The 25611-nt window shown below is 36.8% G+C and carries 26 protein-coding genes; 15 read left to right on the top strand and 11 right to left on the bottom strand.

Annotated features, from left to right (window positions below; translation table 11 throughout):
• Nucleotides 1–10: 10 nt before the first annotated feature.
• The 7 genes from HAV12_RS02435 (at nt 11) to HAV12_RS02405 (ending at nt 7641) form a co-directional block, all read left to right on the top strand.
• Nucleotides 11–1540, top strand: coding sequence for a SusD/RagB family nutrient-binding outer membrane lipoprotein (locus HAV12_RS02435; protein ID WP_171568314.1), 1530 nt, complete (start codon nt 11–13; stop codon nt 1538–1540).
• Nucleotides 1541–1554: 14 nt separating this feature from the next.
• Complete coding sequence (locus HAV12_RS02430; protein WP_171568313.1) at nt 1555–2874, top strand: GntP family permease; 1320 nt, start codon at nt 1555–1557, stop codon at nt 2872–2874.
• A 4-nt stretch (nt 2875–2878) separates the two neighbouring features.
• Nucleotides 2879–3346: a RidA family protein gene (locus HAV12_RS02425; RefSeq protein ID WP_132037280.1), complete on the top strand. Its 468-nt coding sequence runs from the start codon at nt 2879–2881 to the stop codon at nt 3344–3346.
• Between the two features lie 284 nt (nt 3347–3630).
• Complete coding sequence (locus tag HAV12_RS02420; protein ID WP_171568312.1) at nt 3631–4662, top strand: sugar kinase; 1032 nt, start codon at nt 3631–3633, stop codon at nt 4660–4662.
• A 12-nt stretch (nt 4663–4674) separates the two neighbouring features.
• Nucleotides 4675–5322, top strand: a complete 648-nt coding sequence (locus HAV12_RS02415) for a bifunctional 4-hydroxy-2-oxoglutarate aldolase/2-dehydro-3-deoxy-phosphogluconate aldolase (RefSeq protein ID WP_132037278.1) — start codon at nt 4675–4677, stop codon at nt 5320–5322.
• A 3-nt stretch (nt 5323–5325) separates the two neighbouring features.
• Nucleotides 5326–6441 (top strand): D-TA family PLP-dependent enzyme, encoded by a 1116-nt coding sequence (locus HAV12_RS02410; RefSeq protein WP_171568311.1) that lies wholly within the window; start codon nt 5326–5328, stop codon nt 6439–6441.
• A gap of 129 nt (nt 6442–6570) precedes the next feature.
• Nucleotides 6571–7641, top strand: a complete 1071-nt coding sequence (locus HAV12_RS02405; protein WP_171568310.1) for a dipeptidase — start codon at nt 6571–6573, stop codon at nt 7639–7641.
• Here the strand turns inward: HAV12_RS02405 and HAV12_RS02400 are convergent.
• Nucleotides 7638–8414 (bottom strand): DeoR/GlpR family DNA-binding transcription regulator, encoded by a 777-nt coding sequence (locus HAV12_RS02400; protein ID WP_132037275.1) that lies wholly within the window; start codon nt 8412–8414, stop codon nt 7638–7640. The two genes, HAV12_RS02405 and HAV12_RS02400, sit on opposite strands and share 4 nt — an antisense overlap.
• Before the next feature lie 190 nt (nt 8415–8604).
• Here HAV12_RS02400 and HAV12_RS02395 point away from each other — a divergent pair, with 190 nt between their 5' ends.
• Complete coding sequence (locus tag HAV12_RS02395; protein ID WP_171568309.1) at nt 8605–10908, top strand: family 20 glycosylhydrolase; 2304 nt, start codon at nt 8605–8607, stop codon at nt 10906–10908.
• Between the two features lie 360 nt (nt 10909–11268).
• Here the strand turns inward: HAV12_RS02395 and HAV12_RS02390 are convergent, their stop codons facing one another.
• The 3 genes from HAV12_RS02390 to HAV12_RS02380 are packed head-to-tail and all read right to left on the bottom strand — an operon-like array spanning nt 11269 to nt 14742.
• Nucleotides 11269–12015, bottom strand: a complete 747-nt coding sequence (locus HAV12_RS02390) for a succinate dehydrogenase/fumarate reductase iron-sulfur subunit (protein WP_132037273.1) — start codon at nt 12013–12015, stop codon at nt 11269–11271.
• Nucleotides 12016–12064: 49 nt separating this feature from the next.
• Entirely contained in the window at nt 12065–14065 is a 2001-nt protein-coding gene (locus HAV12_RS02385; protein ID WP_132037272.1) for a fumarate reductase/succinate dehydrogenase flavoprotein subunit, read from the bottom strand.
• A gap of 11 nt (nt 14066–14076) precedes the next feature.
• Entirely contained in the window at nt 14077–14742 is a 666-nt protein-coding gene (locus tag HAV12_RS02380; protein ID WP_132037271.1) for a succinate dehydrogenase cytochrome b subunit, read from the bottom strand.
• Nucleotides 14743–15063: 321 nt separating this feature from the next.
• Between HAV12_RS02380 and HAV12_RS02375 the strand changes: the two genes are divergently transcribed.
• Nucleotides 15064–16425 (top strand): hydroxymethylglutaryl-CoA synthase family protein, encoded by a 1362-nt coding sequence (locus HAV12_RS02375; protein WP_171568308.1) that lies wholly within the window; start codon nt 15064–15066, stop codon nt 16423–16425.
• Between the two features lie 83 nt (nt 16426–16508).
• On the opposite strand, the gene HAV12_RS02370 is transcribed toward HAV12_RS02375, so the two are convergent.
• The 5 genes from HAV12_RS02370 to HAV12_RS02350 form a co-directional block, all read right to left on the bottom strand.
• Nucleotides 16509–17681, bottom strand: a complete 1173-nt coding sequence (locus HAV12_RS02370; RefSeq protein WP_171568307.1) for a DUF5018 domain-containing protein — start codon at nt 17679–17681, stop codon at nt 16509–16511.
• Between the two features lie 96 nt (nt 17682–17777).
• The gene (locus tag HAV12_RS02365) at nt 17778–17957 is read right to left on the bottom strand and encodes a hypothetical protein (protein ID WP_171568306.1); all 180 of its coding nucleotides are present in this window, start codon (nt 17955–17957) and stop codon (nt 17778–17780) included.
• A 73-nt stretch (nt 17958–18030) separates the two neighbouring features.
• Complete coding sequence (locus HAV12_RS02360; RefSeq protein WP_171568305.1) at nt 18031–18402, bottom strand: hypothetical protein; 372 nt, start codon at nt 18400–18402, stop codon at nt 18031–18033.
• Between the two features lie 51 nt (nt 18403–18453).
• Nucleotides 18454–18831, bottom strand: coding sequence for a nuclear transport factor 2 family protein (locus HAV12_RS02355; RefSeq protein ID WP_171568304.1), 378 nt, complete (start codon nt 18829–18831; stop codon nt 18454–18456).
• 19 nt (nt 18832–18850) lie between these two features.
• Nucleotides 18851–19291, bottom strand: coding sequence for a GNAT family N-acetyltransferase (locus HAV12_RS02350; protein ID WP_171568303.1), 441 nt, complete (start codon nt 19289–19291; stop codon nt 18851–18853).
• 187 nt (nt 19292–19478) lie between these two features.
• On the opposite strand from HAV12_RS02350, the gene HAV12_RS02345 reads away from it, so the two are divergent.
• The 5 genes from HAV12_RS02345 to HAV12_RS02325 all read left to right on the top strand — a co-directional run bounded on the left by HAV12_RS02345 (nt 19479) and on the right by HAV12_RS02325 (nt 24208).
• Nucleotides 19479–19886: a helix-turn-helix domain-containing protein gene (locus tag HAV12_RS02345; RefSeq protein WP_171568302.1), complete on the top strand. Its 408-nt coding sequence runs from the start codon at nt 19479–19481 to the stop codon at nt 19884–19886.
• A gap of 260 nt (nt 19887–20146) precedes the next feature.
• Entirely contained in the window at nt 20147–20701 is a 555-nt protein-coding gene (locus HAV12_RS02340) for a hypothetical protein (RefSeq protein ID WP_171568301.1), read from the top strand.
• A 440-nt stretch (nt 20702–21141) separates the two neighbouring features.
• Nucleotides 21142–22434 (top strand): aminopeptidase P family protein, encoded by a 1293-nt coding sequence (locus HAV12_RS02335; protein ID WP_171568300.1) that lies wholly within the window; start codon nt 21142–21144, stop codon nt 22432–22434.
• Nucleotides 22435–22442: 8 nt separating this feature from the next.
• Nucleotides 22443–23342, top strand: coding sequence for an alpha/beta fold hydrolase (locus HAV12_RS02330; protein WP_171568299.1), 900 nt, complete (start codon nt 22443–22445; stop codon nt 23340–23342).
• Nucleotides 23343–23431: 89 nt separating this feature from the next.
• On the top strand, nt 23432–24208 hold the full coding sequence (locus tag HAV12_RS02325) for an alpha/beta fold hydrolase (protein WP_171568298.1): 777 nt from the start codon (nt 23432–23434) through the stop codon (nt 24206–24208).
• Between the two features lie 81 nt (nt 24209–24289).
• On the opposite strand, the gene HAV12_RS02320 is transcribed toward HAV12_RS02325, so the two are convergent.
• Together HAV12_RS02320 and HAV12_RS02315 are read right to left on the bottom strand one after the other, a co-directional pair.
• On the bottom strand, nt 24290–24664 hold the full coding sequence (locus HAV12_RS02320; RefSeq protein ID WP_171568297.1) for a hypothetical protein: 375 nt from the start codon (nt 24662–24664) through the stop codon (nt 24290–24292).
• Between the two features lie 17 nt (nt 24665–24681).
• Nucleotides 24682–25002: a roadblock/LC7 domain-containing protein gene (locus tag HAV12_RS02315; protein ID WP_171568296.1), complete on the bottom strand. Its 321-nt coding sequence runs from the start codon at nt 25000–25002 to the stop codon at nt 24682–24684.
• Nucleotides 25003–25290: 288 nt separating this feature from the next.
• Here HAV12_RS02315 and HAV12_RS02310 point away from each other — a divergent pair, with 288 nt between their 5' ends.
• Complete coding sequence (locus HAV12_RS02310) at nt 25291–25434, top strand: hypothetical protein (RefSeq protein WP_205423344.1); 144 nt, start codon at nt 25291–25293, stop codon at nt 25432–25434.
• Nucleotides 25435–25611: the final 177 nt, after the last annotated feature.

Raw genomic sequence — 25611 nt, 5'->3', positions numbered from 1 at the left:
ATTAAAAGACATGAAAAAGAGAACCATACTATATATAACAGGAATACTTTTAGCGAGTATGACCGCCTGTACAAAGGATTTCGAAGAAATAAACACGAATCCGAATGTTGTGGAGAAACCCACTCCGAATTTCATTTTCAGCAAATCGCAATTAGACGGTTTAAACAATAATTATTTTGCTACCAATATTCTGGAATGCGGCGGAATGCTGCAACATTATGCAACCTACAAAGAAGCTTCGGGCGCCGGTGACAAATACCTGAGCAATGAAGTGTATTATTCCGCTTATTTCAATCAGGCTTATCCAACGGGTGTAAATGAAGTTGAAATTGTAATTGACGCCCTCAAAAACAGTCCGAATGAAAGAAACAAACTTAATATTGCCAGAATCTGGAAAGCGTATTTGTACCACCGAATTACTGATTTGTACGGAGACATTCCTTATTTTGAAGCTGCGAAAGCAAATAGTACGCAGGTTTTTCTTCCGAAATACGATTCTCAGGAAGCGATTTATAAAGATCTTTTAAAAGAACTGGATGAAGCTGCAACTGCACTTGATGCCTCTAAACCAAGTTTTGGCAAAGCCGATTTTATTTATGACGGTGACATCAACAAATGGAAAAAGTTCTCCTATTCGTTAATGCTTCGTCTTGGATTAAGATTATCAAAAGTAGATGCTAATCTTTCCAAAACATGGGTAACCAAAGCGATTGCCGGGGGAGTAATCCTAAACGGAAGCGATAATGCGATCATGAAATACACAGACGGTCCGAATGATTTCAACAGAAATCCGGTTGGCCTTGATTCCAGAAGACAAGACTTTACCCAGGGATCATTTGGTCAAAAAAATGTGGAAGGCGGAAAACTGGCTAAAACCTTCATCGATTTATTGCAAGCCACCGCAGATCCAAGAATTAGTGTTTATGCAGGAGTTTGGCAGGGAACAGCCCAAAACACAACACTGGCGGTACAAAAAGGTTTCCCGAACGGACTTAAAACAGCGCCTACTCCAACGGAGCAGGCTACGTATTCGGAACCCAACCAAAGTACCGTTTTTAAATACGATGCGCCTCTGGTTCTGATCAGCAATGCGGAAACCAATCTTTATTTGGCGGAAGCTGCAGCCAGAGGATGGTATGCCACGGAAACTGATAAAGATTTATACGAAAAAGGCATAAAAGCATCCTTCCTGAATATGGGAATTTACGGAGCGGGTTATACCATTGCCGATGCTACGCCTTATTTAACGGCAAATCCTTTTAATGCTACCGGATCATTAGACCAAAAAATGAATCAGATACACACGCAGATTTGGATTGCTTTATTTGTAGACGAACAGGAAGTGTATGCCAACTGGAGAAGAACAGGCTACCCTGTTTTGGTTCCTGTAAACTTTCCTGGGAACGTTACAAACGGCACAATTCCAAGACGTTTCAAATATCCGACGAGTGAATATTCGGTGAATTCCGCTAACTTAGCTGAAGCGATCAAACGCCAGGGCGAAGATACTTTCACAACAAAAATCTGGTGGGATAAATAAAACACAAGAGATAAATGAGCATTTTAATTCTTACTGCATGCATTGCTTTTTTAATCCTGCAAATAGCCTGGTTTAAAATCAATCCTTTTATTGCATTCATCATAACAGCTTTATTAGCAGGCCTTTTTTTAGGCCTGCTAATAAACACTTTGTCACAAACCGTGCAAAAAGGTTTGGGCGAAATGCTGGGTTCTATTACTTTAATTATTGTTTTCGGAACCTGCATTGGTAAACTTACCGTTTCGTCCGGAGCTGCAAATGTTATTGCCAAAACAGTGATGGGATGGACGGGCAAAAAATACGTTCGCTTAGGCCTGATGATTACCGGATTTATTGTTGGGATACCACTGTTTTATAGTGTTGGATTTGTTTTGTTAGTACCCCTGATCTTTTCAGTAGCCCATCAATTTAAACTATCAAAGGTATATTTGGGAATTCCTATGCTGGCGTCGCTTTCAGTGGCACACGGTTTTTTGCCTCCGCATCCGTCCCCAATGGCACTGAGCAGTATTTTAAATGCCGATATTGGACTTGTTTTGGTTTATGGAATTATCATCGCCATACCGACAATTTTTATTGCGGGTTTATTATTTTCGAATTTGCTTAAAAATATCAAAACTGAATCCAGTCATGAAATTTTAAATGTTGAAGAAATCGCTAATCCGGGCACACTTCCAAGTTTTTCGATTAGCTTATTCTCTGCCTTATTTCCCGTTTTTGGTTTGACATTAACATCCTTATTGCCCCTGATTTCAAATAATGAAACCCTGCTTAACCTGTGCAAAACAGTTGGTGAACCCAGTATGATCATGTTGATTTCACTGCTTATCTGCACCTATACTTTAGGCATACGCATGAACCGGAGCCTGACTTCTGTTATGGATGATTATGCCGTCGCGATTAAAGACGTGGCCCTTATTGTTTTGATTGTCGGAGGAGCGGGAAGCCTGAAAGAAGTCATGATTGTCAGCGGTGTCAACGAAACTATTGTGTCGACTTTAACACAGACCAGCATTCATCCGTATTTACTGGCCTGGATAATGGCCGCCATAATTCGGGTTTGTGTAGGGTCTGCAACTGCCGCCGGATTAATGACTGCCAGCGTTTTATTACCTTTACTACAAACTAACGGACTCGACCCCAATCTGTTAGTTTTAGCTGTAGGAGCCGGAAGTCTGATGTGCTCCCACGTAAACGATCCGAGTTTCTGGATGTTTAAAGAATATTTTAATATCAGCCTGAAAGATACTTTTAAATCATGGACCGTCATGGAATCTTTAGTATCGGTTTTAGGAATCATTTTCGTTTTTATTTTAAACTCAATTATACATTAATATCATGAATTTATTACCACAGGAAAAATTTGAAACATTAGGTTTATCACTACCTCCGGCACCCCAACCGCTTGGTATCTACAAACCTTATTTAGTTGATGGTAAATATTTATACCTGTCGGGACACGGCCCTGTTCGGGATGACAAATCCTTAATCATCGGAAGAATCGGTGATGACATGGATATTGAAGAAGGAAAACTAGCCGCAAGACAAGTTGGACTGACCATGCTTTCTACCATCGTAACCAATTTTGGAAGCCTGGACAAAGTAAAAAGAGTTGTAAAAGTACTGGGAATGGTAAATTGTAATGGTGATTTCCTGAGACATCCCTACGTAATCAACGGCTGCAGTGAATTGTTTGCCGAAGTTTGGGGACAGGAAAACGGAATCGGCGTACGAAGCGCTGTTGGAATGGGCTCACTACCGGACAATATTCCTGTTGAAGTAGAAGCCGTTTTTGAATTATATTAAAAAGTTATGCCACTGATTACAGGATTGAAATGATTTTCTTGCTACAAATTGCACGAATTTACACGAATCAGCTCGCTTAACCGTTTTGGAATTATTTAAAAAAGTTCTGCCACAGATTGCACAGATTAAAATGATTTTTTTAGCCACGAATTTATGCGAATCAGTGCGTAAAGAAATTCGTGAAAATTCGTGTAATTGCTTCGCCTATTCGCTATCGCTCGAGTCGTGGCAAAAAACACAACGTTTATAAATCTCTATAATCTGTGGCAAAAAAAAACACAACAATGAATACAAAAACCTCAAAAACCAGAATTGCAACTTTTGGCGAATTATTACTTCGAATGAATGTTATCGATGGCTATCGCTTTACGCAAGCCAGTGAAATGCGCGTTCATGTAGGCGGAGCCGAAGCCAATGTTTGTGTATTACTTTCCCAGCTTGGCATTCAGACTGATTATATTACCCGATTACCGGAAAACGATCTGGCGCAATTGGCGATAAACGAACTTCAGAAATACAAAGTAAATACCTCCAAATGCGTGTATGGCGGAGAACGTTTAGGATTATATTTTGTCGAAGCCGGAAATCAGATCAGGCAGTCGCAGGTAATTTACGACCGAAGTAATTCTTCTTTCGCCACCATACAAAAAGATCAGATTAACTGGGATTTGGCTTTGGCCGATGTCACGCATTTTCACTGGTCAGGAATAAGCCCGGGCGTATCACTTGAAGCAGGTTTAGCCTGCAGGGAAGCAATTCTGGCAGCGCATAAAAAAGGTTTGCCTATTTCTTCTGATTTTAATTACCGATCCAAATTATGGCAATACGGAAAACATCCTTCCGAAATCATGCCCGATTTGCTTCAGTACAGCACCATCACGGTCGCGGATTTAGATGCCGTAGCCATTTATTTCGGAATCACGACTGATGCAAAAGAATCCGATACCAATCGTTTTCAGCAAACATTCGAATTATTAAAAATAAAAATGCCTTTTCTACAAACACTGGCCATGAGTTTTAGAAAATCAGACGGACCGGCACATTTATACAAAGGATTGCTTTTGCATGAAGGCAATTTTTATGAAACAAAAGAACAAAAAATACATCTGGTAACGGATCAGATTGGTTCCGGTGATGCTTTTACAGCAGGTTTACTTTACGGATTGGCCCATACCTTTTCAGGCCAGGAATGTATCGATTGGGCCACAGCCTGCGGGGTGATCAAACAGAGTATTCCCGGAGACTTTGCGATCAGCAATCCAGCAGAAATAAGTCATTTTATCAAAAATGGCTCCAGTAACAGAATTAACAGATAAATTTCCCCAAATATGTACAGCATTTTAAAAGCACAAGGCGTACTTCCGTTAGTCACTCAAATCAACATTCAAACTGCCGAAATCATATTGAAATCAGCTGCGGCAACCGGTATTAAAATCATTGAGTTTGCAGCGCGCTCCAATGATGCAAAGGAAGTTTTCAGCCAGATGATTGCGTTTAGAAATGCTAATAAATTAGATATAAAAATTGCGGTTGGCTCTATTTTAACCGTTACTGATGCGGAAGCTTACCATCAATTGGGAGCCGACTGCATCGTTTGTCCGCATACCGATTTAGAAATAGGCAATTATTGTTTTAAGAATAATGTGTACTGGATTCCCGGAGCAGCTACTCTAAACGAGGTGCTGCATGCCAATAAATTAGGCGCAGAAGTTGTCAAATTGTTCCCTGCCGATAAAATTGGCGGACCCGGATATGTAAAAGCGATCAAAGCCCCTTTTCCGAATTTAAAATTAATGCCAACCGGAGGTGTGACTCTAGAAGAAAGCAACTTAAGATCCTGGTTTAAAGTTGGTGTGGTTTGTGTCGGAATCGGATCTAATTTATTTTCAAAGGAACTGTTGGCCCAACTGACGTTTGAAAAATCAGTTGAAGCTTTTCAGAATTTAATTGAAGTTGTTGAAAAAACCAAAAACTAGAGTATGCAAAAAGATTGGTGGAAAATTAATTCCGAAACCCGTATTGACACTCCTTTTTTAGCTGTTTACGAAGATCGTATCCAGTCGAATATCGAGCGTCTGATTGAATTCGTAAATGGTGATGTTCAAAAATTAAGACCCCATATCAAGACACATAAAATTGGTGAGATCCTTGATTTATTTAAAACCTACGGCATCCAAAAAATAAAATGCGCCACTATTGCCGAAGCGGAATTGGCTGCGATACACGAAATTTCAGATGTACTTCTCGCCTATCAGCCTGTCGGAGCTAAAAAAGAGAGATGGATTTCATTAATAAAAAAATATCCCAACACTGCTTTTTCGACCATTGTTGACAATATCGAATCAGCAAAAGCTTTGAATGAAATTGCGCAGCAAAACAGTTTACAACTTACAGTTTATCTGGACCTGAATACCGGAATGAATCGAACGGGAGTCTCCATTTCTAAAAACTGGATAGCTTTAATAGAAGAAATTGTTTCTTTAAAAAACATTCATTTCGTCGGAATTCATATTTACGATGGTCATTTGAAAGGTGATTTAGAACACCGCATTGCTGCCGCTTCCAACTTGTTTTTTAGTATCAATGAAGCAGTTGAAGCCCTTCAGGAAAAGCTGGGTTACGCACTAAAAATTGTTGCCGGAGGATCGAATACATTTCCGTTTTATGCCAGTCAGAACAACGTAGAATGCAGTCCCGGAACTTTTGTTTTTTGGGATTCGAATTACCAGATTCATTTACCCGAACAAAATTTTGAGCCTGCTCTGGTTATTGTCGGAACTATTATTTCAAAGCCTACAAGTACCACATTTTGTATCGATATCGGATACAAAGCCGTAGCTTCCGAAAACCCGATCGACAAAAGATTAGTGCTTTTAAATGATGAAAACCTAATCCCGACAGCACATTCAGAAGAGCACTTAATTATAGAAAACAGAGGAAAAAACGAGTATGCTATCGGCGATACTATTTACGCCCAGCCCTATCATGTCTGCCCTACCTGCGCGCTTTACGATTCGGTTCAGGTGGTAAATGCAGCCCATGAAATTTGCGATCAATGGCAGGTGGCGGCCCGCAGCAGAAAAATTAACATCTAGCAGCAGAAAAACGAGAATAAAGAAAAAAGAATAGGAAACAGAGCGAAGAAGAAAGAGAATAGACCTCATAATAACACTTGTCTAGAGAACCCTCTGAGCCTTTGACCTTTGTGCCTTAAAAAAAATACTATGTTTATAATAGACGCCCATTTAGACCTGAGCATGAATGCGATGGAATGGAACAGAGATTTAAGAAATGATGTAAAAACATTGCGCCATTTAGAAAAAGGAATGACTGACAAACCGGACCGCGAGCGCGCCACGGTTTCGTTTCCTGATTTGCGAAGAGGCAATATTGGTATTGTGGTAGCGACTCAAATCGCACGTTTCGTAAAACCGGGCAGTATCATTCCGGGTTGGAATTCTCCCGAACAGGCCTGGGCACAAACGCAGGGACAACTGACCTGGTACAAAACCATGGAAGAAGCCGGAGAAATGGTGGCGATTACCGATAAAAAATCACTCCAAAAACAAATTGAGGTATGGAATGACGGAACTCCAAATGATAAAAAGCCAATTGGTTATATTTTAAGTTTAGAAGGCGCCGATTCGATAGTTGATATTTCCTATTTAGAGAAAGCCTATAATTACGGTTTACGGGCGATCGGCCCTGCCCACTATGGTCCGGGACGTTACGCAAACGGAACAGATGCCACCGGAAAAATGAATCAGAATGGTCTTGATTTATTGAAAGAAATGGAACGTCTGAATATTATTCTGGATGCCACACATTTATGCGACGATGCTTTTTGGCAGGCTTTAGATCACTATAACGGCCCCGTTTGGGCGAGCCATAACAATTGCAGAAGTCTTGTCGATCATAACAGACAGTACAGCGACGAAATGATCAGGGCCTTAATTTCGAGAGGAGCCGTCATTGGCGGTGCTTTAGATGCCTGGATGCTGGTTCCGAACTGGGAAAGAGGTGTTTCAACACCTTTGGGGACACAATGTAATCTGGAAACGGTTTTCAGACACATGGATCACATTTGCCAGTTGGCCGGAAATGCCAGCCATATTGGCATAGGTTCCGATCTGGATGGTGCTTTTGGAACAGAACAGGGTCCGTATGATTTAGATACGATTGCAGATTTACAAAAATTGGTGTTGATTTTTAAAAACAACGGTTATTCGGATGAAGATTTAAAAAGCATCTTTCATCAGAACTGGATTAATTTTTTAATGAAAAACTGGCATTAAATAAAAACTAAACTTGGAACTGCCTTCTTATACGATTGTAATTTTTCATGATCGGGATTAACTTCGGTAACCACATAATCTACCTCGGATAAGCTGGCAATTTTCATTTTTAAAACGGTATCCAGTTTTTCGGAAATAGTCAGAATGGCTGTTTTTTCGGAAGCCTGAATCATTGCTTTTTTTACCTGAACGGTTTCCCAGTCAGAATCAGAGAAACCACCTTCAATATCTAAAGCATTGGTTCCTAAAATCAGTAAGTCGACTTTAATGTTGGCCAGTTGATTGTAAACATCGCCGCTCACGCACATTTGGCTGTAAGAAGAAATGCTGCCGCCAATCATGATGATTTTAACATTGGGTTTGTCCAGAAGTTCTACTGCAGAAAGAACGGTAACCGTAAAAATAGTAAGATTTAAATCATTTGGAATCAAGCGTATGAACTCTCTGATGGTCGTTCCGCCGCCAATTAACAAAACCATGCCATCATGAAGTAAACCTAACGTTTTTTGTGCAATAACCTGTTTCGCTTCGCCTGCATAAGTCTGATTTGATGAAGAATGGTGATAGGCTTTTGTCATCGCACCACCCTTTACTTTAATCAATAAAGATTCTGATTCAAGTTCATTAATATCACGTCTGACCGTATCTTCTGAAACAAATAATTTGGCCGAAAGCGTTTCAAAACTTACACGGGTGTGCAAGTTAATCTCTTTTAAAATAAGATTTTTACGTTCTTCCTTAGTGTAATTAACCACTTCATTATCATTACTCATGCAAGTTCAATTTTGTTAGGAGCAAATGTAAACAATAAATGCAATATTATTGCGAAACAAATTATAACACAAAGTAATAAAAAAGTTAATTCATCTATTTTAAAGACATTTAAACACCAAACTCTTTTGCAAAAAAAATGCAAAGTAATTTACAAATCCTAAATTTGTTCAACAAACCAAAAAAACAACCATGCAAAAAAGTCTATTCCTCTTTTTAATATTTTGTTTTTCTTTCGGAAATGCCCAAACTTTTTCTGAAAACAATTCGATCATTCCTGCTCCAAACTCCTACAAAGCAACAGGAGACAGCATTCGTTTCAACGGAAGGATAAAAGTTGTTTTTGAAAATAATAAATTCAGTGCGCAAGAACTTAAAACGGCACAAATTTTTGAAGCTGCCGTTAATGGAAATCTACCTTCAAAAAAAGAAACTGTTGAAGTGGTGTTTATTGCTAAAAATCCTTCAGCCTCATTCAATAAAGAAGCGTACAAAATCAATATTACTTCCAAAAAAATCACCGTTACAGGTACTGAAGAAGGATTATTTTATGCTGTTCAGAGTCTGCTGCAGCTGTTGCCGAATAAAACAAAAAATCAGGAAATAAAAATGCCTTGCGTGACCATCGAAGACGAGCCCAGATACAGCTACCGCGGGCTTCATCTGGATGTTTGCCGTCATTTTTTTCCGGTTGATGTTATAAAAGATTTTATCACACAAATGTCCAGTTATAAGCTAAACAACTTTCACTGGCACCTGACAGACGATCAGGGCTGGAGAATTGAAATCAAAAAATATCCAAAATTAACTGCAGTCGGTTCTAAAAGAGCGCAGACTTTAGTTGGAAATAAATTTGAACGATCGCCAATGTTCTTTGATGGAAATCCGTACGGAGGTTTTTATACACAGGAAGAAATTAAGGACGTTGTAAAATTTGCCGAGGAACATTACGTAAATATCATTCCTGAAATTGAAATGCCCGGCCATGCAACGGCAGCCGTTACTGCTTACCCCAATTTATCCTGTTTTCCGGATCGTCCGTATAAGGTTATTGAATCATGGGGTGTTTTTGAAGATATTTTCTGTGCCGGAAAAGAAGAGACTTTTACTTTTCTGGAAGATGTTTTAACAGAAGTTATCGCTCTATTCCCCAGTAAATATATTCATATCGGAGGCGATGAATGTCCGAAAGCAAGATGGAAAGTCTGCCCCAATTGCCAGAAAAGAATTGCAGCTTTAGGATTAAAAGACGAGCACCAACTACAAAGCTACCTCACCACCCGAATAGAGAAATTCCTCAATGCCAACGGAAGGCAAATTCTGGGCTGGGATGAAATGCTGGAAGGCGGACTCGCTCCAAATGCTGCTGTAATGTCCTGGCGCGGAGAAGCCGGAGGAATTAGTGCCGCGAAACAAAAGCATTTTGTGATCATGAATCCGGAACAGGTTTTATATTTAGATTACAATCAGGGCTATTCGCCAAATGAACCTTTAACCGTTGGAAGATTAATTACAGTAGACAAAATATACCATTACAATCCAACTCCAGTTGACAGTTTAACGGTTGACGAGCAAAAATATATCATGGGCCTTCAATCTAATCTTTGGTCGGAATACCTCACAAGCCCCGCTAAATTGAATTATCAACTGTATCCAAGGGTATTTGCTTTGGCAGAAATTGCCTGGACGCAGCCTCAAAATAAAAATTACAACAATTTTGTCCTTAACAAAATGCCGCATCATTTGGAAAAACTGGAAGCACAAAAAAGATTGTACAAAGTTCCAACTCCTTTTGGTTCTGATGAAACTGCTTTGATTGCCTCAAAATATGTTTTAGATTTAAAACCAACGATCAAAAACGGACAGATTTTTTATACCATCGATGGTTACAATCCGGATGAAACGGCAGAACTTTATGAAAAGCCAGTAACTATAAATATTCCGAAAGGAGAATACCGAACTATCAAAACGGTTCAGATTAGCCCAAGCGGAAGAAAAAGTTCTATCAATAAAATATTGGTTAAAAATCCGGATTTAAAAGCAGCATTAGCAGTAAATCCAACCAAACAAGGTTTAAAATATGAGTATTTCACTGGAAAATTATTTCAGCAGGTTCAGGATTTAGAACTGGCAAAACCTGTGAATTCAGGAATTTTTGAAGGAGCGGTCAGCAGTGAAAAATGGAAATCGAAAACAGAGCGTTATATCGGCTTAAAATTCGACGGATACCTCTATATTCCGGAAACGGGAAACTATACCATTTCGACGCTTTCAGATGACGGATCGAAGCTTTTTATCGATAATGAATTAATCGTCAATAATGACGGCATTCATTGGCTTAACGAAGCGTATGGTGTTGCAAGACTTGAAAAAGGTTTTCACAAAATCAACATTAACTATTTTGATCAGATTGGCGGCACTACCTTAAGTTGTTTCATTCAGCAGGAAGGAAAAGAGAAACAGGAAATAAAGGCTTCTCAATTGTATTACGAATAAACGCCCGGAATAAAAAGCATTTCTATGACATTGGGCCTCGCGAGAATTTGCAGCGCTTGCATAGTATAGTTTTGTGGCAAATCTGATTTTTATTTTTTTTTTGCCACAAAAAGCGTGGCATTTTTTTTAAAATTTTCTTTTTGCCACGGAAAGTGTGGCAAATTTAATTTAATTTCAATTTTGCCACATTGCAGAATTAAAACCTTTTTATCAAAAGAAAATCTTAGGTCTTTACAATTTTATCTTTCTTAAGTTTAATTTGTGAGATTTCCTTGCCAAAGGCAGTATCTCGAAACGGTATAAACAAAAAAAATGGGGTCCTAAAACCCCATTTTTCTATTTAAAACTATTTTCTTAAAATTATCCTTTTAAGCTTGCCGCTAAATACTCACGGTTCATACGTGCGATATTTTCAAGAGAAATTCCTTTAGGACATTCTATTTCACAAGCTCCGGTGTTGGTACAGTTACCAAAACCTTCTAAATCCATTTGGTGCACCATGTTTAAAACACGATCAACAGCTTCCACTTTACCCTGAGGCAATAATGCATATTGAGATACTTTAGCCCCAACGAACAACATAGCCGATGAGTTTTTACAAGTTGCTACACAAGCTCCGCAACCAATACACGCAGCAGCATCAAAAGATTTATCTGCATCATGTTTGTTAATCGGAATGGTATTGGCATCAATGGTATTTCCTGAAGTATTTACAGAAACAAATCCTCCTGCATGCTGAATTCTGTCGAAAGAACTTCTGTCAACCACTAAATCTTTAATTACCGGGAAAGCTTTAGCTCTGAATGGCTCGATAAAAATCGTATCACCATCTTTAAACATACGCATGTGTAACTGACAAGTAGTAACTCCTCTGTCGGGTCCGTGTGCTTCTCCATTGATGAATAATGAACACATTCCGCAGATTCCTTCACGACAATCGTGGTCAAATGCTACAGGCTCTTCTCCTTTATTGATCAATTGTTCGTTAAGAACATCAAGCATTTCAAGGAAAGACATATCTGGTTCGATTCCGTCAATTGGGTAATCAACGATTCCTCCTTTATCCTGGGCGTTTTTCTGACGCCATATTTTTAATGTAAGTTTCATTTTGTATAAGTTTTAAGCATTAAAGCAAGTATCAAGACTTCTTTAAATACTATTTGTAGCTTCTTTGAACTAATTTAATGTTTTCGTAAACCAGAGGTTCTTTGTGTAATACGGCATCACTTGGTTTTCCTTTGTATTCCCAGGCTGCAACGTAAGCAAAGTTTTCGTCATCACGAAGTGCTTCTCCTTCTTCTGTTTGGTATTCTTCACGGAAGTGACCTCCACAAGACTCATTACGGTGTAATGCATCTTTCGCGAACAACTCTCCTAACTCTAAGAAATCGGCAACACGTGTCGCTTTCTCTAATTCCTGATTAAATTCGTTAGCGCTTCCCGGCACTTTTACATCTCTGTAAAACTCTTCACGTAAAGCAGCAATTTCTTCGATAGCCTCATTTAAACCTTTAGCATTACGAGCCATACCTACTTTATCCCACATGATTTTTCCTAATTTCTTATGGAAATAATCTACAGAATGAGTTCCTTTATTATTGATAAATCTGTCGATTTGATCTTTTACATTTTTCTCTGCTTCCACGAATTCCGGTAAGTCTGTAGAAATTTCACCCATTTTAATATCCGGAGCTAAATAATCTCCGATAGTGTAAGGTAATACGAAATATCCATCAGCTAAACCTTGCATCAAAGCAGAAGCTCCTAGTCTGTTTGCTCCGTGATCAGAGAAGTTAGATTCTCCGATTGAGAAACATCCCGGGATGGTAGTCATTAAGTTATAATCTACCCATGTTCCACCCATAGTGTAGTGAACCGCAGGGTAAATCATCATTGGTGTTACATAAGGATCTTCATCAACGATTTTCAAGTACATTTGGAATAAGTTTCCGTATTTACTTTTTACGATATCAGTTCCTAATTTAGTTACTAAAGCAGTATCATTTGCATCCAGACCTTTCACATAAGCTTCTTCCGTTCCGTAACGTTTAATTGCAGCTGCGAAATCCAAATAAACGGCTTCACCTGTTTTATTAACACCAAAACCGGCATCACATCTTTCTTTTGCAGCACGTGACGCGACGTCACGAGGTACTAAGTTACCAAAAGCAGGATATCTTCTTTCTAAGAAATAATCTCTTTCCGCTTCCGATAAATCAGTTGCTTTTTTCTTTCCTTCACGAATTGCCTGAGCATCTTCCAGTTTGGCAGGAACCCAGATACGACCGTCGTTACGTAACGACTCAGACATCAAAGTCAGTTTTGACTGGTGATCTCCTGAAACCGGAATACAGGTTGGGTGAATTTGTGTATAACACGGATTGGCAAAAAACGCTCCTTTTTTATGAATTTTCCAGGCTGCTGTTGCGTTACTTCCCATAGCATTTGTAGAAAGGAAAAATACGTTTCCGTATCCTCCTGAACCAATAACTACAGCATGAGCAGAGTGTCTTTCTATTTCTCCGGTAACTAGATTACGGGCGATAATACCTCTTGCTTTTCCGTTAACGATTACTAAATCAAGCATTTCGTGACGGTTGTACATTTTTATTTTACCACGGCCAATCTGACGGTTCATTGCAGAATAAGCTCCCAGCAATAATTGTTGTCCGGTTTGTCCTTGTGCATAAAAAGTACGGGAAACCAAAGTTCCTCCAAAAGAACGGTTATCTAAAAGTCCGCCATATTCACGAGCCAATGGAACTCCCTGAGCCACACACTGGTCGATAATATTAGCCGAAACTTCAGCCAAACGGTGAACGTTTGCCTCACGGGCGCGGTAATCTCCACCTTTTACAGTATCATAAAACAATCTGTAAACCGAGTCACCGTCTCCTTTATAATTTTTTGCCGCATTGATACCACCTTGTGCCGCGATAGAGTGCGCACGTCTTGGTGAATCCTGAAAACAAAATGCTTTTACGTTATATCCTAATTCAGCCAAAGTAGCCGCAGCAGAACCTCCAGCTAAACCTGTTCCAACGATAATAATATCTAAATTACGTTTATTAGCAGGGTTTACTAAATTAATGTGATCTTTATAATCTGTCCATTTGTCCGAGATTGGACCTTTTGGGATTTTTGAATCTAATGCCATTATAATTGATATTAATTATTGAAATGATGAACTAAAGCGATTAGGATGAAAAGTGCCGGTACTACAACCGCAAATCCATAACCGATTTTACTTAAGAATCGAGAGTATTTATTGTGCATCCCAACTGATTGCAGAGAAGACGCAAATCCGTGCCAAAGGTGGAAACCTAAAAGAACGAAAGCTACACAATAAATTCCGGTACGAATTGGATCGTGAAATTTATGAACTAACTCTCCATAATATCTTGTGGCATTTGGTGCCTCACCAACTATGTATTTATAGTTTACTTCAGGAAACCAAAAATCATAAAAATGCAATCCTAAGAATGCCAAAATAACCAATCCAGAAATAATCATATTTCTTGACGACCAGGAAGCGTTAGCTGCTCCGTTGTATTTTGCGTATGCAATTGGTCTTGCCGCGCTATTCTGAGCTGTTAGTATAAATCCCATTATAAAGTGGAAAATTACACCAATTGCCAAAACAGGCTGCATTACATATTGTATTAGCGGATTGTATCCCATAAAGTGAGAAGCCTCATTAAAGACATCTTCACTAATTATAGAAATAAAATTTAAGGAAACATGCAGCGCTAAAAACGTGATTAAGAATATTCCCGAAAGGGCCATAGCCACTTTCTTTAAGATGGAAGCATTCAATAGTGCAGATTGTGCCATAAGAGTTTAAGTAGTTTGTTTTAAAAAATTATACAAAAATAAAGCAATTACAAATGAACTACAACCATTTCGTTGTTATTTATAATCATTTTAAAGAGCTTTCCGTGACTTTATTGCAAATTATTTAAAAACAAGAAAATAGAAATTTTTCACAAGTGATTTTAACGTAATCCTGGCTTTTATATAATTACCAAATTGTTATTTTTTAGGACTTTTTGAGTTGTTTTCCTCAAAAGTAAAGACATCATGAATTTTATTTACCGAAAACAAGTGAATTTTAACAGCATAATTTTACCTTTATCGGCTTCAAAAAAAATCAGAATGAAAACAGGAATTGACGCTATTTCTTTTGACGTGGCCAACATACATCTACCCATAAAAACTTTGGCAACTGCCAGAAACATAGAACCCGAAAAACTGGAAAAAGGTCTTGGATTAATTAAAATGACTTTGCCCGATGTACATCAGGACGCAGTCGTTTTTGGAGCCAACGCTTTAACCAAACTGATTACTGAGAATCAAATAAACCTAAACGAAATCAGCCGGATTTATGTCGGAACCGAAAGCGGCATCGACAGTTCAAAACCGATTAGTTCTTTCCTAATCAGTTTGATGGAACAAAAATTTGGCGAAGATACCCTGGCCGAATGTGACGTTGTCGATTTTACGTTTGCCTGCATTGGCGGTGTGGATGCTTTGCAAAACTGTATTGATTTTGTAAAACTGAATCCTGCCAAAAAAGCAATTGTGGTGACCACCGATTTTGCAAAATATGATTTAAACTCCACCGGAGAATATACGCAAGGTGCCGGAGCATTAGCAATGTTAGTAACTTCGAACCCCAGAATTATTGCTTTTGATGAAAATTGGGCTACAAGTACCAAAGGTGTTTTCGATTTTTTCAAACCCTACAGGACTATCGCAAAAGAAGCTATTACGCAAAACGAAAACAACGATCCGTGGTTTGACAACTTAGAAGCCGAAATCGAAATTCATAAGGATCAGCCGGTTTTCGACGGTCAGTATTCGAACCAGTGTTATATGGATCGTACGAGATCTGCTTACTTCTCTTTCAAAAAACTAAAAAACACTACCGAAACTTTATACAATTCCTGGAACAGCATTATCATGCACCTTCCCTACTCTTTTCAGGGACGCAGGATGTTGTCTGAGATTTATGCTTTAGACCATGCAGATAAAATCATTTCAGAAAATATCGAACCCGCAGATTATCAAACTAAAATTAAAGAAGTTGGTAAATCAGAGGAATATAAAAAGTTTGTAACCGAAAAATTGCAGCCTGCAGAATTGGCTTCCTCTTTAATTGGAAATCTTTACACCGGATCCATTTTCATGGGATTGTTATCGACTCTGGCTCATTATTATGACACAAAGCAAGAAATTTCGGGAACTACATTCGGATTCCTGGCTTACGGAAGCGGATCGAAATCGAAAGTTTTTGAAGGAACTATTCAACCCGAATGGCAATCGGCTTTAGCCAAAATCAAACTTTTTGAAAATCTGGAAGAAAGCGTTGAAATTGATTTTAAAACTTACGAAAGCCTTCACAAAAAAGAACAAAAAGAAAGCATCCGAACGCCTAAAAACGAATGGGTTTTAGATCGCATTGAAAAAGAAATCCCTAATTTGATTGGGGCGAGATATTATAAATGGATTGATTAAGAAATTCCAATAAAAAAAAATCCAAATTCCAATAAATTAAGATAAAAACCGAAGCATTTCTGCTTCGGTTTTTTTACCTCTTATTATTCCTTGCCTTCTAACTCTATGCTAAAATGCCAGGGGTGCTCAAACATGACTTTTGAATCTTCAATATTTGTATTTTCACTAACTTTAGATTCACCGGAGTAGCCAGAGTTAAAACAGAATCCAGATCCGCTTTTATTATTACCTGGACTACTCGCGGTAATTCCTAATTTTTCTCCATCCACTAGATACCAATAAAAAACATATGTTTTATTAGCCTCTAAAAGAAGGTTCAATTTTTGCAAATCAAAAGGAATAAATCCTCCACTAAACACTCCTGAGACACCTGTAGTAGTAGTTGCTAATACATTAAGACTTGCATCTCTTATAATTAATTTCAGAACTACAGGCTGATTATAATCTTTACTATTTTCATAATAATAAAAACCTTCACGAAGGTTCACACTAAAAACAGATGGAACTAAATCTTTATCAAGGATAATTGTCTGACCAGTCGATACATTTCTATCATACGGCAAAAGATCCGGTGCATCAGTTCTGTCATCTCCACCAAACCATTTCCATGCATTGGCTTCTGTACAGGATCTTGTTCTGTTGACATCCATACGCTCTAATTTTACCTGATAAATTTTTTCTATTCCCGATTCAGATTTAACAGTAAAATTTACAGGAGATGAATAATCCTTAATACTTGCAGGATCTGGTGAAATAGAAGCATACTTTGAATATTTCAAGTCAACACTTAAATTTTTTAAATCAACGAATTCAGGTAGCCTCCTTGTTACTAGTCCAGTTTCTTTATTAATACTCGCATTCATTAAGTCTGGAGTTTTAATATTGAATTCTAAAATAAAATTATCAACACTTGGCTCTCTATTTATATTTACATTATAAGTTTTCTTATCACCATTTTCGGCTGTAACTACCAAAGTAAATGAACCATTAATGGATTTAATTGTATTTGGTTCAGGGCTTATTGTTGCACCTGTAGGAATTAAAACTGATAAGCTTAGATCATTTAATTCAAAGGTACTTTCTACTTTACCAGTAATTGAATTATCGACAACTGTAAAATCTTTAGTAACGCCTCCTCTACTTATACTAAAAGATTGAATAGTGTTTTCAGCACTCAACTTTTCCTCAGAGACACAGGAGAACATTAAAAGAGAAAAAAATAATAACGTTGGAAAAAGGTATTTTTTTGTTTTCATAGAAAAATCTTGGTTTTTGGTTTTTTTTTTTGAGTGGACGAATGTAAGAAATTTAAAAATCGATATCTTATTTAAAAAAAATAAAAAACAACCAAATCAATCCTTTTTTTGTTGCTCCGTATAATTTTGTTTTACTTTAATGGTTTGATCTTCCACGTTCATTCCGTTTGCCATTCCTAACATGAAAGCCGTGATTATTACAAGTATTTTTCTTTTTATCCAATGAAGTGGTCGTTTAGATCGCTCTAAACGTGTTTTATTTTTGTGTTTATACATTTTAAAATGATAAATGATTAGACATTATTTTATCATAGAATGCGTTGAAACGCATAAATGCTTAGAAAAATCTCTAAGCGCTGCATAAACTTTTGTAGAAATGGTTTGAAGTAATTATTTCATTTACAAAAACAGATTGATTTATAAATGAAGTTAGTTTTTGGTACAGCAAATCTTGCTGTTTAAGCAGTTTCTTAACTTGAAAAGTAAAAATATTTTCTATTTTAAGAAAACTTAAAACAATTGAAAATCTTGTTTTACTGAAAGAGGCGACTTCACCAAATTTGTAAAAAAAAGAACTTTTAAGATTTAATTCTCTCCTTAAAACAACAAACGAAGACTGATAATAAGCTGCCGATTTGGATTGAGAATCTAAAGTACAGTCGCCCGCAATCACGACAAAAGCCAGAAAGAGTGCGATTAGGTATTTTAAATGTTTATTCAATCCTGATTATTTAAAGTTGATTATAGCAAAGTCATTAAGCTAAAAAACGCCTTAACTTATATCTGCTAATCTAACAATTTTATTATTCAAAAATTCAAAAACAGACTTTCCTTTCAAATTTAATTCTTGTCCTTTTTGCATTCCGTTAGGAAAGTCCATTGCCAGAACAGCGCGATAATCAATAGCAATTTCGCTTTGGTTTTCTGAATGGCTGAATAATGTAATTGTTTGTTCTCTTTCCGAGAAATACTTTTTCGCTTCCTCTGCCTGATTTCTAAATTCTTTCAGTCCTGACAAAGTCATGTTTACTTCGCCATTTTGAATATTCTCAAAAACAATTTTGTCATCAAAATCAGCCATCATTTTATCAATATCAAATTGATTGTAACTGGCAATATAGTTCTCTATTATTTTTTCTCTGTCAATCATAATGTCAAAAATAGATATTTTATTCTTTATAAATCGTAAACTTATTATGGCTTAAAGTAAAACCAAGGTTTTCATAAATCAGGACATTTTCTACTCTTCTTCGGTTGGTGGTTACTTCTATGCTTTTCAAATTATTCTGCTCTGCAAAATTTTTGATTTCATTAATTAGTAAACGCCCCACGCCCTGACCCCGATATTTTTGATGCATAAAAAACTCCTGAATTTCACCAACCAAACCACAATGATGCAGAAGATTCTGCGTGTGAAAACTAATAAAACCTGCCCCTTCTTTTTCGTTTTCAGCCATCAGATAAAGGTTCCTAGGGTTAGCAATATTTTCATTGAATATTGCCGCAAAGACTTCAAAATCTAATTCTTCATTTTCAAGTTCACAAATTGACTTGTAAACGAAATCTAGATCCTGCTTTTCGACTTTTCTAACTTTTATTTTTGATTGCATTCCATTGATATATTTACAAGAATTCCTTAAACCACGATGCTAAAATTAATTAGTATATTTTAAAAATAGTAAGAAAAATTATATGTTTGTAAATTAAGAAACTAATTTACAAAATCTCCCCAACAAACAAAGATCCGTTTTTAAGCAAAACCAAAAAACATAAAAGAATTTTAAATATCTTTGAACTATGAGCACAGCACCAAAACCAAGACACATCGGGCGAAACATAAGCCGAATCAGAGAGCTTCGCGACATGAAGCAGGAAGCACTTGCACAAGCAATTGGTACAACCCAGCAATCAATCTCTATTATTGAAGGAAGCGAAAGCGTTGATGATGAAAAACTAAAAGCAATTGCCCAGGCTTTAGGCGTACCTGCCGAAATGATAAAAAACTTTTCTGAAGAAGCAGTTTTTAATATTATTGGAAATACTTACGATAATGGTTCTATTTCCGTAAATCATAGTTGCACTTTTAATCCGTTAGATAAACTTCTAGAATCTTACGAAGAGAATAAGAAACTTTACCAACAATTAATTCAGGCTGAGAAAGAGAAAGTTGCTTTTTTGGAGAAGTTGTTGAGTGAGAAAAAATAATTTCTACGAAAGATATATTTATAGAAAAAACCGAAGTTTTAGGGCTTCGGTTTTTTTTATGCATTGTCATTCCGAGAAACGAAGGAATCACATCCAGAGAGCGACGTACTGTGTAGATGATCAAAATGAGATTCCTTAGCTTAGGAATAACACAGGATTGTAAAAATGCTATTCTTTAAAAACAATTTTTTTGTAAAAATTAACTTACTTAATATTTTTTATTATTAGAAATTTATCTGTAAACTTGCTTAAAAAAATTTATGCGTGGCGAAAAAGGCAAAAGACCAAGAATAAATTCCCGCACGGCAATAATGGTTGTTGATCCGGAAGAGTACATTATCAATTGTTCATCACAAAAAGCAAGAAAAATAGGCGAAATCAAAGAAAACCTAATCATTCATTTTTATATTGGGGAGCATTACAGAAACAGAAAGCAACATGGAGAAGATGATGGCAGAGCCCGAGAAGATATTGAAATCGATGTTGTGGAAAATCTTTTACGAAAAGCACTTTCGCATTTAATATTTTATTCTTTAAAACATAAAACTTTTAAATTTATCAGTTATCCACCTCCGAAACAAAAACCAATGTCAGTTGTTTTAAAAGAAATTTTTAGTGACAATATTACATTAAATGTTGTTGCTGAATTTCATGGATTAGAGATAGGCCAATATGAGATAACTATAAGAACTGCTATGAGAAAAGATAATTATGAAATCTTTGATGGCGACCATGAGATTCTTTTCGACGGTGAAAGTTCGATGCTAAACTTTAAGGTTGAAAATAAACTAACGAATATAGACAAGATACAATAATTCATCTCTATCATTTAAGCCACAGCTATCATTTTAAAGTATAGCTTTAAAGGCAAATTTTAAAAAATTGACACTATTTTTGTATTAAGAAATTGATGGGGCGAGATATAAGTTCTCGGAGCCGAAAGGCAGGATAAGTATTTTAGGAGCCCCACTATTATAAAAAGCCTCTTTATAAGAGGCTTTTCCATTTATTGTTATTTCCCTATTTACTTAATTTAATTCTTTAAGTTTAAATACAATCACTGACAAACCGTAGGTTTTTAAAACCTGTCACGTCTAATTGTAATCCTTTCGAAATAAAAAAATCCGCCAAATTTCCAAAATCTGCGAGAGAAAAAAACTCCCCAAACAAATAAGAAAACTTTAATAAACCAATTATACGCCACTTCTTCAAAAATCACTAATTTTGAAATTCGAAGTTCAAAAACGAAATTATTATGAAATATCATCAAATAAACAGCGCTCTTTTTGTAAAAAACCGCAGAAAATTCACGGCAGAAATGAAACCTAACAGTGTTGCCGTTTTCAATTCCAATGACATTTACCCCGTTAGTGCCGACAGTACTTTGCCGTTTGCACAACACAGAGATATTTTTTACCTGAGCGGTGTCGATCAGGAAGAAAGCATCTTGCTTTTGTTTCCGGATGCGCCTTATGAAAACCAAAAAGAGATTCTTTTCCTGAAAGAAACCAACGACCATATCGCAGTTTGGGAAGGTGAAAAGCTAAGCAAAGAACGCGCTTTTCAGGTTTCAGGAATCAGAACGGTGTATTGGTTGCAGGATTTTCATAAAATTTTGAACGAAATGATGACGTACGCCGATACCATGTACATCAACACCAACGAACATTACCGCGCCAACGTAGAAACAGAAACCCGTGAAGCCCGTTTCGTAAAATGGTGGAAAGAACGTTATCCGGCACACAACGTAGCGAAAAGCAACCCAATCTTGCAACGCATCCGTTCTGTAAAAGAAAGCGAAGAAATCGATTTGATTCAGCAGGCATGTGATATTACCGAGAAAGGTTTCCGAAGATTATTATCGTTTGTAAAACCAAATGTGACCGAATATGAAATCGAAGCCGAACTGATTCACGAATTCATTCGCAACCGCTCTAAAGGTTTTGCTTACACCCCAATTATTGCATCAGGAAACAATGCAAACGTTTTGCATTATATCGAAAACAACCAGCAATGTAAAGCCGGAGATTTGATTTTACTGGATGTAGCTGCTGAATATGCTAACTATTCTAGCGATATGACCAGAACAATTCCGGTTTCAGGAAGATATTCAGAAAGACAAAAAGCAGTTTACAATGCGGTTCTAAAAGTAAAAAACGAAGCCACCAAAATGCTGACTCCGGGAACACTTTGGAAGCAATACCATATTGAAGTGGGTAAAATCATGACTTCAGAATTACTGGGTCTGGGTTTAATTGACAAAGCCGATGTTCAGAACGAAAATCCGGAATGGCCAGCGTACAAAAAATATTTCATGCACGGAACTTCCCACCATATGGGACTGGACACGCACGATTACGGATTGCTGCACGAACCAATGAAAGCCAATATGGTTTTTACGGTTGAACCAGGAATCTACATTCCGGCAGAAGGTTTCGGAATCCGTTTGGAAGACAACGTTGTGGTGCAGGAAAAAGGAGAGCCATTTAACCTGATGCGCAATATTCCGATTGAAGCAGATGAAATCGAGAGTTTAATGAATTCATAAGCATTGCAATGAAAAAGCTTTTTCTAATTACCTGTTTGATCTTTCTTGGTAAGGCTTTCGCTCAAACGGAAGGCTATGCTAAGAACAATGATTCCAGCCTGACGTATTATAAAACATTCGGAAAAGGTGAACCGCTTTTAATTATTAATGGCGGACCGGGAATGAACAGTAATGGTTTTGAAGACATGGCCAAAAAGCTGTCTGAAAATCAGGAAACCATTATTTACGACCAAAGGGGAACGGGAAAATCAAAATTGACAAATTTAAACGCTAAGACTATTTCGATGCAATTAATGGCTGGTGATGTCGAGTCATTGAGAAAACATCTTAAAATCAAAAAATGGAACATTCTCGGACATTCTTTTGGAGGAATGCTGGCTTCTTATTATGCGACCCTTTATCCGGACAGTATTAATAAATTAATTCTATCGTCTTCTGGAGGTGTTGATTTGACTTTGCTGAAAAGCGCCAACCTTATAGAAGCGGGCCTGAATCAATCTCAAAAAGATTCCCTGAATTACTGGAATGCTAAAATCGAAAAAGGCGATACTTCATACACAGCAAGAATCGGAAGAGGAAGAGCTATGGCACCCGCTTATGTTTACGATCAGCAATATGCTCCAATAATCGCAGAAAGATTAACACAAGGCAACTCGACTATAAACGGTTTATTATGGAACGATATGCAGAAAATGAATTTTGACTGCAAAACGAAATTAAAGCAATTCAAAAATCCGGTGCTGATTATTCAGGGAAAAGAAGATATTATCAGTAATGAAATTGGAGAAATCGCACATAAAACACTTCCTAATTCAAAATTGATTTTCCTCGAACATTCCAAACATTATGGATGGCTGGATGCACGGGAAAAGTTTTTCTCGGAAATAAATTCTTTTTTAAAATCATAAAAAACAAACGGCTTTCAGAAATCCGAGCCGTTTTAATTTTACTGCCATTTTAAAAATAATACCTTAATTTTATACTTAAATCAAACGTCTTGAAAACGCTATTATACAAAAACACCAAAATATCCTATACCGATTCCGGGCAAGGAACGGCAATTGTATTGCTGCACGGTTTCCTCGAAAACAAAACAATGTGGCAGGAATATGTTGCTCTTTTTTCTGAAGAGTACCGAGTTGTCACAATCGATTTATTAGGCCACGGAGAATCGGATTCTTTGGGATATGTACATTCCATGGAAGATAATGCCCATGTTGTCCAAGAAGTTTTAGAACATTTAAAAATCGAAAAAGCGATTGTTGCAGGACATTCTATGGGAGGTTATGTTGCTTTAGCTCTGGCCGAATTGTATCCGGAAAGTATAAAGAAATTAGTTTTATTAAATTCTACTGCCAAAGAAGACAGTGCCGAGAAAAAATTAAACAGAACCCGCGCCATTAAAGCGGTGAAACAAAATTATGTAGCCTTTGTAAGCCTCGCTATAGCGAATTTGTTTAGTGAAAACAACAGAACAAAATTAGCAGAAGAAATTGAGAAAGTTAAAATTCAGGCCTTAAAGACTCCATTACAGGGAATTGTAGCTTCTTTAGAAGGAATGAAAATCAGAAAAGACAGGGAGGCACTATTACGCGAAAATCTTTTTCCGGTTTTATTGGTTTTAGGCAGGAAAGATCCGGTTTTAAACTACGAAGAAAACATAACACAAATAGAAGATACCACTGCAGAACTTGTTTCTTTTGACGATGGACATATGAGTCAGATTGAAAACAAAGAAGAATTGAAAGTGATATTAGTTGATTTCTTTAAATAAATCACAACCTGCAAAAAGCAAAAAAGGCTGTTCAAAAAATTTTGAAACAGCCTTTTTCTCATTATTGGGGGCAAAATTACATTATAATTTTGAGATAATATCCTTTTTGAATTTCGCCAAAGTTGCTCTTGTTAATCCAAGATTTGCTTTAGTAGCATCAACCGCAAGGTAAATAAAATATTTACCATCTTCAGAAACATCTATAATGTGTATCTGATCTGTTAGTGTAATTAAGATATCGTTGATTTTTTGATTTAATCCTAAAGCTTTGATGGCATTCAATTTTGCTTTTACGACTTCTAAATTATAAGCGGATGCTAATTCAGGGTCAAAATTTGGATTTAAAGAGAGGGAACAATAAGACATTCCTGTTTCAACCTCAGTTACTGAAACGGCAATAAATCCATTAATATTCTCTTTTAAATCGTTTTGAAAATTCTGTAAAAAATCTGACATGTTTTAATTGTATTTAATTAATTGTTGAAAACAGTATCCATTTTGCGTAACAAAAGGCCCATTTTACTTATATCTTTAGAAAGCAGCGCCACGCAATTATCTTCCGAGTCCTTATTGGCTACGACGATACCTTCTTTATTCTTAATCATTACTTGTTTCAAATCTCCATTATTCACATCTTCCGACATCTCTAAACACATCTTTAATATCATCCCTATCATTGCCGCTACATTCCCGTCATATTCAAGATTAACAGACTCTATCAAAATTCCATCTATATTAAAAACCAATCCGGATTCTGCTCCGGTTTCCTCCACCAATGTATTTAAATCAACCATATCGTTATTATAAAATTTTAAAAAGAATGTTCAAAGATATTTCAATAAACAGAATTGTAAGCTAAACACTTGTTAAAAAAACAGCCCTCCTAATCCACTGACTTGCTTTTATTTATCTTTTAATTATTACCTATTTTTAAAATATAATCTGCAAAAAAAATTAACAGAAAAAAGGAATTTATTCAAAAACCCAACAATCTGTTCAATAAAAATCAAATGATTCGATTAACCCTGCGGACGAGCAGGTTTAAGGGAAGTTTTTGCTAAATTTGCAAAAAAATTATCCAGATGAAAACGGTAGACGAATTACGCTTTGACCTAAATGTAAAACTGATGAAGTTTAGAAGATTTCGTTTTGAGAACGGAAGTATAAACAGTAATGCTACTGAGGAGCAAAAAAAGAAAGGTTTCTTTAAAAAAATATTCAGCTAAAAACTACTTACAAAAAAAGCGGAAATTGTTCTCTAACAATTTCCGCTTTTTTACTTATAGAATGCAACTTACCATTTTTGCATAAAATTAACCGGGTTGAAATCATGATTACATTTTCACAATTTGAATTAATAATAATCAGGCCCTGAAATTTTGAATTTTCCGTGACCCGTTCAT

The organism is Flavobacterium sp. CLA17, assembly GCF_013112255.2.
GTDB classification, from domain to species: Bacteria; Bacteroidota; Bacteroidia; order Flavobacteriales; family Flavobacteriaceae; genus Flavobacterium; species Flavobacterium circumlabens.
Note: the sequence above shows the minus strand (reverse complement) of the source record. Positions and strands in the feature narration are given on the sequence as shown.

Bases quoted from the DNA above. Each gene is read 5' to 3' on its own strand.
- HAV12_RS02340 (WP_171568301.1), top strand. From the start codon at position 20,147: ATGCGTGGCGAAAAAGGCAAAAGACCAAGAATAAATTCCCGCACGGCA.
- HAV12_RS02375 (WP_171568308.1), top strand. From the start codon at position 15,064: ATGAAAACAGGAATTGACGCTATTTCTTTTGACGTGGCCAACATACAT.
- HAV12_RS02380 (WP_132037271.1), bottom strand. From the start codon at position 14,742: ATGGCACAATCTGCACTATTGAATGCTTCCATCTTAAAGAAAGTGGCT.
- HAV12_RS02350 (WP_171568303.1), bottom strand. From the start codon at position 19,291: ATGCAATCAAAAATAAAAGTTAGAAAAGTCGAAAAGCAGGATCTAGAT.
- HAV12_RS02400 (WP_132037275.1), bottom strand. From the start codon at position 8,414: ATGAGTAATGATAATGAAGTGGTTAATTACACTAAGGAAGAACGTAAA.
- HAV12_RS02345 (WP_171568302.1), top strand. From the start codon at position 19,479: ATGAGCACAGCACCAAAACCAAGACACATCGGGCGAAACATAAGCCGA.
- HAV12_RS02415 (WP_132037278.1), top strand. From the start codon at position 4,675: ATGTACAGCATTTTAAAAGCACAAGGCGTACTTCCGTTAGTCACTCAA.
- HAV12_RS02410 (WP_171568311.1), top strand. From the start codon at position 5,326: ATGCAAAAAGATTGGTGGAAAATTAATTCCGAAACCCGTATTGACACT.
- HAV12_RS02405 (WP_171568310.1), top strand. From the start codon at position 6,571: ATGTTTATAATAGACGCCCATTTAGACCTGAGCATGAATGCGATGGAA.
- HAV12_RS02430 (WP_171568313.1), top strand. From the start codon at position 1,555: ATGAGCATTTTAATTCTTACTGCATGCATTGCTTTTTTAATCCTGCAA.
- HAV12_RS02395 (WP_171568309.1), top strand. From the start codon at position 8,605: ATGCAAAAAAGTCTATTCCTCTTTTTAATATTTTGTTTTTCTTTCGGA.
- HAV12_RS02320 (WP_171568297.1), bottom strand. From the start codon at position 24,664: ATGTCAGATTTTTTACAGAATTTTCAAAACGATTTAAAAGAGAATATT.
- HAV12_RS02425 (WP_132037280.1), top strand. From the start codon at position 2,879: ATGAATTTATTACCACAGGAAAAATTTGAAACATTAGGTTTATCACTA.
- HAV12_RS02310 (WP_205423344.1), top strand. From the start codon at position 25,291: ATGAAAACGGTAGACGAATTACGCTTTGACCTAAATGTAAAACTGATG.
- HAV12_RS02420 (WP_171568312.1), top strand. From the start codon at position 3,631: ATGAATACAAAAACCTCAAAAACCAGAATTGCAACTTTTGGCGAATTA.
- HAV12_RS02315 (WP_171568296.1), bottom strand. From the start codon at position 25,002: ATGGTTGATTTAAATACATTGGTGGAGGAAACCGGAGCAGAATCCGGA.
- HAV12_RS02335 (WP_171568300.1), top strand. From the start codon at position 21,142: ATGAAATATCATCAAATAAACAGCGCTCTTTTTGTAAAAAACCGCAGA.
- HAV12_RS02385 (WP_132037272.1), bottom strand. From the start codon at position 14,065: ATGGCATTAGATTCAAAAATCCCAAAAGGTCCAATCTCGGACAAATGG.
- HAV12_RS02435 (WP_171568314.1), top strand. From the start codon at position 11: ATGAAAAAGAGAACCATACTATATATAACAGGAATACTTTTAGCGAGT.
- HAV12_RS02365 (WP_171568306.1), bottom strand. From the start codon at position 17,957: ATGTATAAACACAAAAATAAAACACGTTTAGAGCGATCTAAACGACCA.
- HAV12_RS02370 (WP_171568307.1), bottom strand. From the start codon at position 17,681: ATGAAAACAAAAAAATACCTTTTTCCAACGTTATTATTTTTTTCTCTT.
- HAV12_RS02390 (WP_132037273.1), bottom strand. From the start codon at position 12,015: ATGAAACTTACATTAAAAATATGGCGTCAGAAAAACGCCCAGGATAAA.
- HAV12_RS02330 (WP_171568299.1), top strand. From the start codon at position 22,443: ATGAAAAAGCTTTTTCTAATTACCTGTTTGATCTTTCTTGGTAAGGCT.
- HAV12_RS02355 (WP_171568304.1), bottom strand. From the start codon at position 18,831: ATGATTGACAGAGAAAAAATAATAGAGAACTATATTGCCAGTTACAAT.